The sequence below is a fragment of the Streptomyces sp. NPDC055400 genome (assembly GCF_053644375.1).
This window is the reverse complement of sequence record NZ_JBSHLM010000008.1, coordinates 261,884-277,173: the sequence shown is the minus strand read 5'-3', so window position 1 is coordinate 277,173 and position 15,290 is coordinate 261,884. Positions and strand designations below refer to the sequence as shown.

The following is a 15,290-nucleotide window of genomic DNA, read 5'->3' as shown; positions in this document are numbered from 1 at the left end:
GATCTTGCCGCACACACCCGCCGCGCGGGAAGCGGCTTTCCCCGTTCGTGCCCCTGCCCGAACGAAGAAGCGGGCGAACAAGGAAACGGGCCGCCCCCGGGAATCCCGGAGACGGCCCGCACCACGCGGAAGACGCGTCAGTCGCGCGCCTCGGCGAGCAGCTTCTGGATCCGCGAGACACCCTCGACCAGGTCCTCGTCGCCCAGGGCGTACGACAGACGCAGGTAGCCCGGCGTGCCGAAGGCCTCACCCGGGACGACCGCGACCTCGGCCTCCTCCAGGATGAGCGCGGCCAGCTCGACGGAGTTCTGCGGACGCCTGCCGCGGATCTCCTTGCCGAGCAGCTCCTTCACCGACGGGTACGCGTAGAAGGCGCCCTCGGGCTCGGGGCAGAGCACACCGTCGATCTCGTTCAGCATCCGCACGATGGTCTTGCGACGGCGGTCGAAGGCCTCGCGCATCTTCGCGACGGCCGTCAGGTCACCGGACACGGCGGCGAGCGCGGCGATCTGCGCGACGTTCGACACGTTCGACGTGGCGTGCGACTGCAGGTTGGTCGCGGCCTTCACGATGTCCTTCGGGCCGACGATCCACCCGACGCGCCAGCCGGTCATCGCGTACGTCTTGGCGACGCCGTTCACGACGATGCACTTGTCGCGCAGCTCGGGCAGGAGCGCTGGCAGCGACGTGAACCTGGCGTCCCCGTAGACCAGGTGCTCGTAGATCTCGTCGGTGAGAACCCACAGGCCGTGCTCGACGGCCCAGCGGCCGATCGCCTCGGCGTCGGCCTCGCTGTAGACCGCGCCCGTCGGGTTCGACGGCGACACGAACAGGACGACCTTGGTGCGCTCGGTGCGCGCCGCCTCCAGCTGCTCCACGGAGACGCGGTACCCGGTCGTCTCGTCGGCCACGACCTCGACCGGGACACCACCGGCGAGACGGATCGACTCGGGGTACGTCGTCCAGTACGGCGCCGGGACGATGACCTCGTCGCCCGGGTCGAGGATCGCGGCGAAGGCCTCGTAGATGGCCTGCTTCCCGCCGTTGGTGACCAGGATCTGCGAGGGGTCGACCTCATAGCCGGAGTCGCGCAGCGTCTTCGCGGCGATCGCGGCCTTCAGCTCGGGCAGACCGCCGGCGGGCGTGTACCGGTGGTACTTCGGGTTCTTGCAGGCCTCGATGGCCGCTTCGACGATGTAGTCCGGGGTCGGGAAGTCGGGCTCGCCCGCGCCGAAACCGATGACCGGGCGCCCGGCGGCCTTGAGGGCCTTGGCCTTGGCGTCGACGGCGAGGGTCGCGGACTCGGAGATCGCGCCGATACGGGCGGAGACCCGGCGCTCGGTGGGCGAAGAGGAAGGAGTAGCAGCAGCGCTCATAACCCCATCGTTCCAGACCGGAAACCCGGCCGGCACACGGGTTTCACGGACGATCAACGACTGGCCCGCTTCTTTCTGTTCGACGGAGGGCCGCGGAGCACGTACACTCACTGCTCGTTGGCCTTCACCGGCCGCTCTCTTCCGGCACATGACGTGCAGTCGGAAGGATGCGGTACGTTGGGGCAGACAAAGGGTCGTAGCTCAATTGGTAGAGCACTGGTCTCCAAAACCAGCGGTTGGGGGTTCAAGTCCCTCCGGCCCTGCTACACACTCCTTCGCCAGGACGTGTGCGCATGTACGTACTGCAAATGCACCGCCGTGCGGCTCAACCGGGCGCGGCACGGCCACGACCCGGAATTCAGGTGAGGACGCGTGACGGACGCCGTGGGCTCCATCGACATGCCTGATGCCCAGGATGAGGCGCCGGAGTCCCAGAAGAAGCCCCGTAAGGGTGGCAAGCGCGGAAAGAAGGGCCCCTTCGGCCGTCTCGCGCTCTTCTACCGCCAGATCGTCGCGGAACTCCGCAAGGTTGTCTGGCCGACTCGGAACCAGCTCACCACCTACACCAGTGTGGTGATTGTGTTCGTCGTCATCATGATCGGTCTGGTGACCGTGATTGACTATGGCTTCAACCACGCCGTCAAGTACATCTTCGGCTGAGCCGAGAGCGAAGGGCGCCGTACCCGGCGCCCCTTTCGCGTGTTCCACCCCTATGTATCCAGGAAGAAGCAGCCACAGTGTCTGACCCGAACCTGAACGAGGCGATCGAGCCCGTCGAGTCCGCTGAGGACGAGCTCGACATTGTCGAGGCGGCGGACGCCGAGAACGCCGAGGACACGGTCCAGGCTGAGGCTGCCGACGAGGCAGCCACTGAGGCTGACGCGCACGTCGAGGACGAGGTCGAAGCCGCCGAGGAGTCCTTTGAGGACGACGCCGAAGAGGAGTCCGCCGAGGACGCCCCCGAGGCCGAGGCCGACGAGGAGTCCGTCGAGGAAGCCGCCGAGGAGTCCGAGCCGGTCGACCCGATCGTCGCCCTTCGCGAGGAACTGCGCACGCTGCCCGGCGAGTGGTACGTCATCCACACGTACGCCGGTTACGAGAACCGCGTGAAGACCAACCTCGAGCAGCGCGCCGTCTCGCTGAACGTCGAGGACTTCATCTTCCAGGCCGAGGTGCCGCAGGAAGAGGTCGCGCAGATCAAGAACGGCGAGCGCAAGACCATCCGTCAGAACAAGCTCCCCGGCTACGTGCTGGTGCGCATGGACCTGACGAACGAGTCGTGGGGCGTCGTCCGCAACACCCCCGGCGTCACCGGCTTCGTGGGCAACGCCTACGACCCGTACCCGCTGACCCTGGACGAGATCGTCAAGATGCTCGCCCCGGAGGCCGAGGAGAAGGCCGCCCGCGAGGCCGCAGAGGCCGAGGGCAAGCCGGCTCCGTCCCGCAAGGTCGAGGTCCAGGTCCTGGACTTCGAGGTGGGCGACTCGGTCACCGTCACCGACGGCCCGTTCGCGACGCTGCAGGCGACGATCAACGAGATCAACGCCGACTCGAAGAAGGTCAAGGGCCTCGTCGAGATCTTCGGCCGCGAGACCCCGGTCGAGCTCAGCTTCGACCAGATCCAGAAGAACTAGCCCCTTCCGGCACCTTCTGGAACAAGCACTTCCGAACAGGTCAGACGGGCTCTCACAGCCTGTCTGACCTGCTCGGTTTTTAGCCGCACACAGATACCCGTTATCGTTGTGCGGTATGCCTCCATCCGGATGACCGGGTGGTCGGCTGAAAACTCTCACTAGGACCCGGAGAGAGCAATGCCTCCCAAGAAGAAGAAGGTCACGGGGCTTATCAAGCTCCAGATCCAGGCCGGTGCCGCCAACCCGGCCCCGCCGGTTGGTCCCGCGCTGGGCCAGCACGGCGTCAACATCATGGAGTTCTGCAAGGCCTACAACGCCGCGACCGAGTCGCAGCGTGGCTGGGTCATCCCGGTGGAGATCACGGTCTACGAAGACCGCTCCTTCACCTTCATCACCAAGACGCCCCCGGCCGCCAAGATGATCCTCAAGGCCGCGGGCATCGAGAAGGGCTCCGGCGAGCCTCACAAGACCAAGGTCGCGAAGATCACCGACGCGCAGGTCCGCGAGATCGCCACCACCAAGATGGCCGACCTCAACGCCAACGACCTGGACGCCGCGGCGAAGATCATCGCCGGTACCGCGCGTTCCATGGGCGTCACGGTCGAGGGCTGATCCTCACCCCGTTTGACCTTTCTGTGGTAGGGCCAGCGCTGGTCCGCACCACGAACTCCATACCTGAACTCCAGGAGTAGAAGTGAAGCGCAGCAAGACTCTCCGCGCTGCGGACGCGAAGATCGACCGGGACAAGCTCTACGCCCCGCTCGAGGCCGTCCGTATCGCCAAGGAGACCTCCGCGACGAAGTTCGACGGCACCGTCGAGGTCGCCATGCGTCTGGGTGTCGACCCGCGCAAGGCCGACCAGATGGTCCGTGGCACCGTGAACCTCCCGCACGGCACCGGCAAGACCGCCCGGGTCCTGGTCTTCGCGACCGGTGACCGTGCTGCGGCCGCGGAAGCCGCTGGCGCCGACATCGTCGGCTCCGACGAGCTCATCGACGAGATCTCCAAGGGCAACCGCCTGAACGAGTTCGACGCCGTTGTCGCCACCCCGGACCTCATGGGCAAGGTCGGCCGCCTCGGCCGCGTGCTCGGTCCCCGTGGCCTCATGCCGAACCCGAAGACCGGCACCGTGACCCCGGACGTGGCCAAGGCCGTGAACGAGATCAAGGGTGGCAAGATCGAGTTCCGCGTCGACAAGCACTCGAACCTCCACTTCATCATCGGCAAGGTGTCCTTCGACGACGCCAAGCTGGTGGAGAACTACGGCGCGGCCCTGGACGAGATCCTTCGTCTGAAGCCGTCCGCCGCCAAGGGTCGCTACATCAAGAAGGCCGCCATCGCCACCACGATGGGTCCCGGCGTTCCGCTCGACCCGAACCGCACCCGCAACCTCCTCGTCGAGGAGGACCCGGCTGCGGTCTGAGCCTGACAGCTCAGCCAAGTCGGCTCGGGCCCCGCACCTTTCGAGGTGCGGGGCCCGTTCCCGTTTTCCCGCTAACGCCCTCCGGCACCGGTGGGCTCCGCTAGCGTGCGGGGTCGGTCCGGGGCTTGGCGGGGGGGAGCGTATGAACGGCAGGACATGGGTGCGGCGCGCGACGGTCTGCCTGGCGCTGGCCGGCCTGGTGTCCTGCGGCGCGCACGAGGCGCCCACGGGCGACGGGAGCGTCACCGGCGCGCTGCGGGCCGCCCGCTCGGAGGTCGCCGCCGCCGGGTCCGCGAGGATCGAGGCGACCAGCAGTACGGGCACCAGCCTGTCGTCGCGCAGCGTGGGCGTCCTGTGCTGGTCGGGCGGGCTGCGCGGCACCCTGAGGGTGACGGCGACCGGCGGCTCGATGGCCTCGACGACCCGGCTCATGGGCGGCTCCCCGTCCCAGTCCCGCTTCCTGCCGGACGCGTACTACACGCGCATGACCGACAGGTTCGCCGCGCTGTCGGACGGCAAGCACTGGATCCGATACCCGTACGACCCCGGGGCCGACCTCTCACCGGCGGCCTCCCTGAAACTGCTGCTGTCCTCGCGGAACGCGCGCGAGGTGGGCCGGGAGACCGTGCGCGGCGTCCGCGCCACGCACTACACGGGCACGGCCGACGGGCAGCGCGTCGACGTCTGGATCGACCGCGGGCACCTCCTGGTCAAGCGCGTCCAGCGGGCCCGTACGGACTCCGGGGCCTTCTCCGGGACCGTGCACTACGCCGACTACGGCGCCCGCGCCTCGGCCGAGCGCCCGCCGGCGCGGGACACGGTCGACTTCAAGGACGTCGTCAGTCGAAAGCCCACTGCATGACGGTGGAGAGGGCGACGGCCAGGGCGAGCGGACCGCGCGCGACCAGCGGTTGAGTGCCCCGGCGCGGGGCCGACAAGGGCGGATTTGCCTGAGGCGGACCCCGTCACGTAATCTCCTCAGGAAGCCAAAGACCGCTGGTCGTTGCCGTGCCCTCGCGAGAGGAACCGGCGACCGAAGGATCTGCTGAAAGCAGACGACCTGCGCAGGTGACTGTGGAAAGTTCCCGGACGCTGTTCTTCATTGAGCACAGCCGGTCGAGCTACGCCCCGTGCGCCTGCGCCGGGGCGTTTTGTTTTGTACAGCCCCTTCTGAGCGGTCCTCATCACCCGGAAGGAGGCCGACGCTCTATGCCGACGCCCGACAAGGCTGCCGCGGTAGCCGAGCTCACGGACAAGTTCCGCAGCTCGAACGCCGCCGTGCTGACCGAGTACCGGGGTCTCACCGTGGCCCAGCTCAAGCAGCTGCGCCGTTCTCTCGGTGAGAACTCCGAGTACGCCGTGGTGAAGAACACGCTGACCAAGATCGCGGCCAACGAGGCCGGGATCAACACGCTGGACGACCTGTTCACGGGTCCGACAGCGGTTGCCTTCGTCACCGGTGACCCGGTGGAGTCGGCGAAGGGTCTTCGTGACTTCGCCAAGGACAACCCCAACCTCATCATCAAGGGCGGTGTCCTTGACGGTAAGGCGCTGTCCGCCGATGAGATCAAGAAGCTCGCGGACCTCGAGTCCCGCGAGGTTCTGCTCGCCAAGCTGGCGGGCGCCATGAAGGGCAAGCAGACTCAGGCTGCTCAGGTCTTCCAGGCGCTCCCGTCGAAGTTCGTCCGCACTGCGGAGGCGCTTCGCGTCAAGCGCGACGAGCAGGGCGGTGCCGAGTAACTCGGCTCGCGCAATGATCGCTGCCCGCCAGGGCGACGGTCGCAGCGGGCCGAACGTACGCCCGCCTACATGTAACTCCGGCACCTGCCGAATTAGTGGAAGGACGCCATCATGGCGAAGCTGTCCCAGGACGACCTGCTCGCGCAGTTCGAAGAGATGACCCTCATCGAGCTCTCCGAGTTCGTGAAGGCCTTCGAGGAGAAGTTCGACGTCACCGCCGCCGCGGCCGTCGCCGTTGCCGGCCCCGCCGCCGGTGGCCCGGCCGCCGAGGCTGCCGAGGAGCAGGACGAGTTCGACGTCATCCTCACCGGCGCCGGCGAGAAGAAGATCCAGGTCATCAAGGTCGTGCGCGAGCTCACCTCCCTGGGCCTCAAGGAGGCCAAGGACCTCGTCGACGGCGCCCCGAAGCCCGTCCTCGAGAAGGTCGCGAAGGACGCCGCGGAGAAGGCTGCCGAGTCCCTCAAGGGCGCCGGCGCCTCCGTCGAGGTCAAGTGACCTCGGGAGTCTGCTGACTCCTTGCTGAGCGGCTCTCGCGCAGGGCTGTAACGCGAACGCACTGAAGGGCGATCACCCAACTGGGTGGTCGCCCTTCGGGCTTTCCGGACGGCCGCCCGGCGTTCCAGTTCGGCTGCCTTGCACTGACGGTCCCGACGAGTATGGTGATCTTCGTTGTGCCTGGAACCGGCGCCTGGAACCGGTGCCTGCGGGTGCCTGCTGGTGAGCGCGGGAGTCGGGGCAGCCCCGTTCGCACAGGAGGGGGCCTTGACGAACCGCACGCAGCGCGCAATTCTCAGGACGCGTCGTCACAACGATCCGGATCCGAGGCATGGATCGACGACGAAGAGGGCAGTAAGGATGTGCGCGCCACGAGTGACGTGGTGACGTGTTGCAGCTGTTGAGAACAACGAGGGTCTGACGAGGGTCGTTGAGGACAACGAGGGTCTCAAAAAACCCGCACTGGACATCAGTGAGCCAAGTGGCTACACTGACCCTTTGCGCTGCCTGTTAGCTGCTCCCTGCCCGTCACCAGGGGCATGCCCTCGCTCCAGCACCGTGGACTGAAACCGTCCTGACCTGGCCCTCACCGGCCGATTCGGGAAGCTTCTGCCTCCGTGCCAGCTTGGGACCGGTACGCGCGTAGTGAGTCCGAGCCCTCGGAAGGACCCCCTCTTGGCCGCCTCGCGCACTGCCTCGACCGCGAATACGAACAACGGCGCCAGCACCGCCCCGCTGCGCATTTCCTTTGCAAAGATCAAGGAGCCCCTCGAGGTTCCGAACCTTCTTGCGCTGCAGACCGAAAGCTTCGACTGGCTGCTCGGCAACGACGCGTGGAAGGCTCGTGTCGAGGCGGCTCTGGACAGCGGACAGGACGTCCCCAGGAAGTCCGGTCTGGAGGAGATCTTCGAGGAGATCTCCCCGATCGAGGACTTCTCAGGGTCGATGTCCCTGACGTTCCGCGACCACCGTTTCGAGCCGCCGAAGAACTCGATCGACGAGTGCAAGGAGCGCGACTTCACGTACGGCGCCCCGCTCTTCGTCACCGCCGAGTTCACCAACAACGAGACCGGCGAGATCAAGTCCCAGACGGTCTTCATGGGCGACTTCCCGCTCATGACCAACAAGGGCACCTTCGTCATCAACGGCACCGAGCGTGTCGTGGTGTCGCAGCTCGTCCGCTCGCCGGGCGTCTACTTCGACTCCTCGATCGACAAGACGTCCGACAAGGACATCTTCTCGGCCAAGGTCATCCCGTCCCGGGGTGCCTGGCTCGAGATGGAGATCGACAAGCGCGACATGGTCGGTGTCCGCATCGACCGCAAGCGCAAGCAGTCCGTCACCGTTCTCCTGAAGGCTCTCGGTTGGACGACCGAGCAGATCCTCGAGGAGTTCGGCGAGTACGAGTCCATGCGCGCCACCCTGGAGAAGGACCACACCCAGGGCCAGGACGACGCGCTCCTCGACATCTACCGCAAGCTGCGTCCGGGCGAGCCGCCGACCCGTGAGGCCGCGCAGACGCTGCTCGAGAACCTCTACTTCAACCCGAAGCGCTACGACCTCGCGAAGGTCGGCCGCTACAAGGTGAACAAGAAGCTGGGCGGCGAAGCCCCGCTGGACGCCGGCGTCCTGACCGTCGAGGACATCATCTCGTCGATCAAGTACCTGGTGAAGCTGCACGCCGGTGAGACCGAGACCGTTGGCGACAGCGGTGTCTCGATTGTCGTCGAGACCGACGACATCGACCACTTCGGCAACCGTCGTCTGCGTAACGTCGGCGAGCTCATCCAGAACCAGGTCCGCACGGGTCTGGCTCGTATGGAGCGCGTCGTCCGCGAGCGCATGACGACTCAGGACGTCGAGGCGATCACGCCGCAGACCCTGATCAACATCCGGCCGGTCGTCGCCTCCATCAAGGAGTTCTTCGGCACCAGCCAGCTGTCGCAGTTCATGGACCAGAACAACCCGCTGTCGGGTCTCACCCACAAGCGCCGTCTGTCGGCGCTCGGCCCGGGTGGTCTCTCGCGTGAGCGGGCCGGCTTCGAGGTCCGTGACGTGCACCCGTCCCACTACGGCCGCATGTGCCCGATCGAGACGCCTGAAGGCCCGAACATCGGTCTGATCGGTTCGCTGGCCTCCTACGGTCGCGTCAACGCGTTCGGCTTCGTCGAGACGCCGTACCGCAAGGTCGTCGAGGGTGTCGTCACCGACGACGTCGACTACCTGACCGCGGACGAGGAAGACCGCTTCGTGATCGCCCAGGCCAACGCCGGCCTCGGCGAGGACATGCGGTTCACCGAGAACCGCGTCCTGGTCCGCCGTCGTGGCGGCGAGATCGACTACATCCCGGGCGACGACGTCGACTACATGGACGTCTCGCCGCGCCAGATGGTGTCGGTCGCGACCGCGATGATCCCGTTCCTCGAGCACGACGACGCCAACCGTGCCCTCATGGGCGCGAACATGATGCGTCAGGCCGTGCCGCTGATTAAGTCCGAGGCGCCGCTCGTCGGCACGGGCATGGAGTACCGCTGCGCCACTGACGCGGGCGACGTGCTCAAGGCGGAGAAGGACGGTGTGGTCCAGGAGGTTTCCGCGGACTACATCACCACCGCCAACGACGACGGCACGTACACCACGTACCGCCTCGCGAAGTTCTCGCGCTCCAACCAGGGCACCTCCGTCAACCAGAAGGTTGTCGTGGACGAGGGCGCCCGCGTGATCGAGGGCCAGGTTCTGGCCGACGGTCCCGCGACCGAGAACGGCGAGATGGCGCTCGGCAAGAACCTGCTCGTGGCGTTCATGCCGTGGGAGGGTCACAACTACGAGGACGCGATCATCCTGTCGCAGCGCCTCGTGCAGGACGACGTCCTCTCCTCGATCCACATCGAGGAGCACGAGGTCGACGCCCGTGACACCAAGCTCGGCCCGGAGGAGATCACCCGGGACATCCCGAACGTCTCCGAAGAGGTCCTCGCCGACCTCGACGAGCGCGGCATCATCCGTATCGGTGCCGAGGTCGTCGCCGGCGACATCCTCGTCGGCAAGGTCACGCCCAAGGGTGAGACCGAGCTGACGCCGGAGGAGCGCCTGCTCCGCGCGATCTTCGGTGAGAAGGCGCGCGAGGTGCGCGACACCTCGCTGAAGGTGCCGCACGGTGAGATCGGCAAGGTCATCGGCGTCCGCGTCTTCGACCGTGAAGAGGGCGACGAGCTGCCGCCGGGCGTGAACCAGCTGGTTCGTGTCTACGTGGCGCAGAAGCGCAAGATCACGGACGGTGACAAGCTCGCCGGCCGCCACGGCAACAAGGGTGTTATCTCGAAGATCCTTCCGATCGAGGACATGCCGTTCCTCGAGGACGGAACTCCGGTCGACATCATCCTCAACCCGCTGGGTGTCCCGTCCCGAATGAACCCGGGACAGGTCCTGGAGATCCACCTCGGCTGGCTCGCCAGCCGCGGCTGGGACGTCTCCGGCCTCGGTGACGAGTGGGCCCAGCGCCTGCAGGCCATCGGCGCCGACCAGGTCGCCCCCGGCACCAACGTCGCGACCCCGGTCTTCGACGGTGCCCGTGAGGACGAGATCTCCGGTCTCTTCGAGGCCACGATCCCGAACCGCGACGGTGACCGCCTGGTCCAGCCGTCCGGCAAGGCCAACCTGTTCGACGGCCGCTCCGGCGAGCCGTTCCCGGACCCGATCTCGATCGGGTACATGTACATCCTCAAGCTGCACCACCTGGTCGACGACAAGCTTCACGCCCGTTCGACCGGTCCGTACTCCATGATCACCCAGCAGCCGCTGGGTGGTAAGGCTCAGTTCGGTGGTCAGCGATTCGGTGAGATGGAGGTGTGGGCGCTTGAGGCTTACGGTGCCGCTTACGCCCTCCAGGAGCTCCTGACGATCAAGTCCGACGACGTGACCGGCCGCGTGAAGGTCTACGAGGCCATCGTCAAGGGCGAGAACATTCCCGAGCCGGGCATTCCCGAGTCCTTCAAGGTGCTCATCAAGGAAATGCAGTCGCTCTGCCTCAACGTGGAGGTGCTGTCCTCGGACGGCATGTCCATCGAGATGCGCGACACCGACGAGGACGTCTTCCGCGCGGCGGAGGAGCTCGGTATCGACCTGTCCCGGCGCGAGCCGAGCAGCGTCGAAGAGGTCTGACGGGCCTGGCCGGGGGCTCGCACAAGGAGCCCCCGGCCATCCCCGGGACCGTTCAGACCATGATGAAGCGCCTTACTTCGCTCACGCGAGGGGCACAACCCCGAAAGAGGGATTGACGCACAGTGCTCGACGTCAACTTCTTCGACGAGCTGCGGATCGGCCTTGCCACCGCGGACGACATCCGGACCTGGTCCCACGGCGAGGTCAAGAAGCCTGAGACCATCAACTACCGCACCCTCAAGCCTGAAAAGGACGGACTCTTCTGCGAGAAGATCTTCGGTCCGACCCGGGACTGGGAGTGCTACTGCGGTAAGTACAAGCGTGTCCGCTTCAAGGGCATCATCTGCGAGCGCTGCGGCGTCGAGGTCACTCGCGCCAAGGTGCGTCGTGAGCGGATGGGCCACATTGAGCTGGCCGCCCCTGTCACGCACATCTGGTACTTCAAGGGCGTTCCGTCGCGCCTCGGCTACCTGCTTGATCTCGCCCCGAAGGACCTCGAGAAGGTCATCTACTTCGCGGCGTACATGATCACGTTCGTGGACGAGGAGCGCCGCACCCGCGACCTGCCCTCCCTCGAGGCGCACGTCCAGGTGGAGCGTCAGCAGATCGAGAACCGTCGCGACTCCGACCTGGAGGCCCGCGCCAAGAAGCTCGAGACCGACCTGGCCGAGCTCGAGGCCGAGGGTGCCAAGGCCGACGTGCGCCGCAAGGTGCGCGAAGGTGCTGAGCGCGAGATGAAGCAGCTGCGCGACCGTGCGCAGCGCGAGATCGACCGCCTCGACGAGGTGTGGAACCGCTTCAAGAACCTCAAGGTCCAGGACCTCGAAGGTGACGAGCTGCTCTACCGCGAGCTGCGTGACCGCTTCGGCACGTACTTCGACGGCTCCATGGGTGCCGCTGCCCTGCAGAAGCGCCTGGAGTCCTTCGACCTCGAGGAGGAGGCCGAGCGCCTCCGCGAGATCATCCGTACCGGCAAGGGCCAGAAGAAGACCCGTGCGCTCAAGCGCCTCAAGGTCGTCTCCGCGTTCCTGCAGACCAGCAACAGCCCCAAGGGCATGGTGCTCGACTGCGTGCCGGTCATCCCGCCGGACCTGCGTCCGATGGTGCAGCTGGACGGTGGCCGCTTCGCGACCTCCGACCTGAACGACCTGTACCGCCGCGTGATCAACCGCAACAACCGCCTGAAGCGACTCCTTGACCTCGGTGCCCCCGAGATCATCGTGAACAACGAGAAGCGCATGCTTCAGGAGGCCGTCGACGCGCTCTTCGACAACGGCCGTCGTGGTCGCCCGGTCACGGGCCCCGGCAACCGTCCGCTGAAGTCGCTGTCCGACATGCTCAAGGGCAAGCAGGGTCGTTTCCGTCAGAACCTGCTCGGCAAGCGAGTCGACTACTCGGCGCGTTCCGTCATCGTCGTCGGCCCGCAGCTGAAGCTGCACCAGTGTGGTCTGCCGAAGGCCATGGCGCTGGAGCTCTTCAAGCCGTTCGTGATGAAGCGCCTGGTCGACCTGAACCACGCGCAGAACATCAAGAGCGCCAAGCGCATGGTCGAGCGCGGCCGCACGGTCGTGTACGACGTCCTGGAAGAGGTCATCGCCGAGCACCCGGTTCTCCTGAACCGTGCGCCGACGCTGCACCGCCTCGGCATCCAGGCCTTCGAGCCGCAGCTGGTCGAGGGCAAGGCCATCCAGATCCACCCGCTCGTCTGCACCGCGTTCAACGCGGACTTCGACGGTGACCAGATGGCCGTGCACCTGCCGCTCTCCGCGGAGGCGCAGGCCGAGGCCCGCATCCTGATGCTGTCCTCGAACAACATCCTCAAGCCCGCCGACGGCCGTCCGGTGACGATGCCGACCCAGGACATGGTCCTCGGTCTGTTCTTCCTCACCACCGACGGTGAGCTCCGTGACACCAAGGGCGAGGGCCGCGCGTTCGGCTCCGTCGCCGAGGCGATCATGGCGTTCGACGCCGGCGAGCTCGCGCTGCAGTCGCGCGTGGACATCCGCTTCCCGGTGGGCACCATCCCGCCGCGCGGCTGGACCCCGCCGGTTGCCGAGGAGGGTGAGCCGGAGTACCAGACGGGCGACAGCTTCCGTCTGCGTACGACGCTGGGCCGCGCGCTCTTCAACGAGCTGCTGCCCGAGGACTACCCGTTCGTCGACTACTCGGTCGGCAAGAAGCAGCTCTCCGAGATCGTCAACGACCTCGCCGAGCGCTACCCCAAGGTCATCGTGGCGGCGACGCTCGACAACCTGAAGGCGGCCGGCTTCTTCTGGGCGACCCGTTCCGGCGTCACCGTGGCCATCTCCGACGTCGTCGTGCCCGAGGCCAAGAAGGCCATCGTCAAGGGCTACGAGGAGCAGGACGAGAAGGTCCAGAAGCAGTACGAGCGCGGTCTCATCACGAAGGAAGAGCGCACTCAGGAGCTCATCGCGATCTGGACCAAGGCGACCAACGAGGTTGCCGAGGCGATGAACGCGAACTTCCCGAAGACGAACCCCATCTTCATGATGGTTGACTCGGGTGCCCGAGGAAACATGATGCAGATGCGTCAGATCGCGGGTATGCGTGGTCTGGTGTCGAACGCCAAGAACGAGACGATCCCGCGTCCGATCAAGGCCTCCTTCCGTGAGGGCCTGTCGGTGCTGGAGTACTTCATCTCGACTCACGGTGCTCGTAAGGGTCTTGCGGACACGGCCCTCCGTACCGCCGACTCCGGTTACCTCACCCGTCGTCTGGTCGACGTCTCCCAGGACGTCATCATTCGCGAGGAGGACTGCGGCACCGAGCGCGGTCTCAAGCTCGACATCGCCACGCGCGGCGCCGACGGCGTCCTGCGCAAGGCGGAAGACGTCGAGACCAGCGTGTACGCGCGCTGCCTGGCCGAGGACATCGTCGTCGACGGGAAGGTGCTCGCCCCGGCGGGCGTCGACCTCGGTGACGTGCTCATCGACCAGCTGGTCAACGCGGGTGTCGAGCAGGTCAAGACCCGTTCGGTCCTGACCTGTGAGTCCGCCGTCGGCACCTGCGCCATGTGCTACGGCCGCTCGCTGGCCACCGGCAAGCTGGTCGACATCGGTGAGGCGGTCGGCATCATCGCCGCCCAGTCCATCGGTGAGCCCGGTACCCAGCTGACGATGCGTACCTTCCACACCGGTGGTGTGGCCGGTGACGACATCACCCAGGGTCTGCCCCGTGTCGTCGAGCTCTTCGAGGCCCGTACGCCGAAGGGTGTCGCCCCGATCTCGGAGGCCAAGGGCCGCGTCCGTATCGAGGAGACCGAGAAGACCAAGAAGCTCGTCGTCACCCCGGACGACGGCAGCGACGAGACGGCGTTCCCGATCTCGAAGCGTGCCCGTCTCCTGGTCGGCGAGGGCGACGCGGTCGAGGTGGGCCAGAAGCTCACCGTCGGTGCCACCAACCCGCACGACGTGCTGCGGATCCTCGGTCAGCGTGCGGTCCAGGTCCACCTGGTCGGCGAAGTCCAGAAGGTCTACAACTCGCAGGGTGTGTCGATCCACGACAAGCACATCGAGATCATCATCCGGCAGATGCTGCGCCGTGTGACGATCATCGAGTCCGGCGACGCGGAGCTGCTGCCGGGCGAGCTCGTCGAGCGCTCGAAGTTCGAGACCGAGAACCGTCGTGTGGTCACCGAGGGCGGTCACCCCGCCTCCGGCCGTCCGCAGCTGATGGGTATCACCAAGGCCTCGCTGGCGACGGAATCCTGGCTGTCGGCCGCCTCCTTCCAGGAGACGACCCGAGTCCTGACGGATGCGGCGATCAACGCCAAGTCCGACAGCCTCATCGGCCTCAAGGAGAACGTCATCATCGGTAAGCTCATCCCGGCCGGTACGGGTCTGTCCCGCTACCGCAACATCCGGGTCGAGCCGACCGAAGAGGCCAAGGCCGCGATGTACTCGGCCGTCGGCTACGACGACATCGACTACTCGCCGTTCGGCACGGGCTCCGGCCAGGCCGTTCCGCTGGAGGACTACGACTACGGTCCGTACAACCAGTAAGGCGTACGTCTGACGAAGGGCGCCCGCTCCGCTTCGGCGGGGTGGGCGCCCTTCGCCGTTTCCGGGAGTGCTCGGCCGTGCTCAGCGGATGGGCTGTTACGGCCTGTCGGATGTCGCCGAAGCATCACAGCGGCCGGCCCGGGGAGGGTGGCTGCCCAGGGCGAGCCCGTAAGGGGCCTCGGGCGCCTGCTGGGGGGACGTACGGCGTGCCGGGCGTGGGCGGCCCCTACGGGTTCCCCGACGACGCTCCTCGGGCACCGGCGGCTTCTGCCGCTCCAAGCGAGTGGTGCATGAACATGGACCGGCCGGAAGCGGGCCGCGCATGGATGGTTCGGGGGTGCGAGAAGTCCGGCGTGTCGCGGTGGACTGCATTTGTTTTGACCGAACCCGATGAGGTAGGTACGCTCAGACCTTGTGCCTGGGGTGTGCCTGGGCTCCT

At 66.6% G+C, this 15,290-nt stretch carries 10 protein-coding genes and 1 tRNA gene; 10 read left to right on the top strand and 1 reads right to left on the bottom strand.

The features are described 5' to 3' along the window. Window positions 1-137 precede the first annotated feature (137 nt). On the bottom strand, window positions 138-1,376 hold the full coding sequence (locus tag ACWIGU_RS22745; protein ID WP_454403445.1) for a pyridoxal phosphate-dependent aminotransferase: 1,239 nt from the start codon (window positions 1,374-1,376) through the stop codon (window positions 138-140). Between the two features lie 190 nt (window positions 1,377-1,566). Here ACWIGU_RS22745 and ACWIGU_RS22740 point away from each other — a divergent pair. From ACWIGU_RS22740 to ACWIGU_RS22695, 10 genes are all read left to right on the top strand, one after another. Then, window positions 1,567-1,639, top strand: a tRNA-Trp gene (locus tag ACWIGU_RS22740). 109 nt (window positions 1,640-1,748) lie between these two features. Next, window positions 1,749-2,036: a preprotein translocase subunit SecE gene (secE, locus tag ACWIGU_RS22735; RefSeq protein ID WP_100594904.1), complete on the top strand. Its 288-nt coding sequence runs from the start codon at window positions 1,749-1,751 to the stop codon at window positions 2,034-2,036. 77 nt (window positions 2,037-2,113) lie between these two features. Continuing rightward, entirely contained in the window at window positions 2,114-3,010 is an 897-nt protein-coding gene (gene nusG / locus ACWIGU_RS22730) for a transcription termination/antitermination protein NusG (protein WP_454403443.1), read from the top strand. Between the two features lie 177 nt (window positions 3,011-3,187). Then, complete coding sequence (rplK, locus tag ACWIGU_RS22725) at window positions 3,188-3,622, top strand: 50S ribosomal protein L11 (protein ID WP_100594902.1); 435 nt, start codon at window positions 3,188-3,190, stop codon at window positions 3,620-3,622. An 82-nt stretch (window positions 3,623-3,704) separates the two neighbouring features. After that, complete coding sequence (gene rplA, locus ACWIGU_RS22720) at window positions 3,705-4,433, top strand: 50S ribosomal protein L1 (RefSeq protein ID WP_454403441.1); 729 nt, start codon at window positions 3,705-3,707, stop codon at window positions 4,431-4,433. A gap of 142 nt (window positions 4,434-4,575) precedes the next feature. Beyond that, the gene (locus ACWIGU_RS22715) at window positions 4,576-5,295 is read left to right on the top strand and encodes a hypothetical protein (protein WP_454403439.1); all 720 of its coding nucleotides are present in this window, start codon (window positions 4,576-4,578) and stop codon (window positions 5,293-5,295) included. A gap of 347 nt (window positions 5,296-5,642) precedes the next feature. Continuing rightward, complete coding sequence (gene rplJ / locus ACWIGU_RS22710) at window positions 5,643-6,173, top strand: 50S ribosomal protein L10 (protein WP_100594899.1); 531 nt, start codon at window positions 5,643-5,645, stop codon at window positions 6,171-6,173. A gap of 111 nt (window positions 6,174-6,284) precedes the next feature. Next, the gene (gene rplL, locus ACWIGU_RS22705) at window positions 6,285-6,668 is read left to right on the top strand and encodes a 50S ribosomal protein L7/L12 (RefSeq protein WP_100594898.1); all 384 of its coding nucleotides are present in this window, start codon (window positions 6,285-6,287) and stop codon (window positions 6,666-6,668) included. A 675-nt stretch (window positions 6,669-7,343) separates the two neighbouring features. Continuing rightward, window positions 7,344-10,829, top strand: coding sequence for a DNA-directed RNA polymerase subunit beta (gene rpoB / locus ACWIGU_RS22700; RefSeq protein ID WP_356279192.1), 3,486 nt, complete (start codon window positions 7,344-7,346; stop codon window positions 10,827-10,829). A 122-nt stretch (window positions 10,830-10,951) separates the two neighbouring features. Then, window positions 10,952-14,851 (top strand): DNA-directed RNA polymerase subunit beta', encoded by a 3,900-nt coding sequence (locus ACWIGU_RS22695; RefSeq protein WP_454403437.1) that lies wholly within the window; start codon window positions 10,952-10,954, stop codon window positions 14,849-14,851. The last annotated feature ends 439 nt before the right edge of the window (window positions 14,852-15,290 follow it).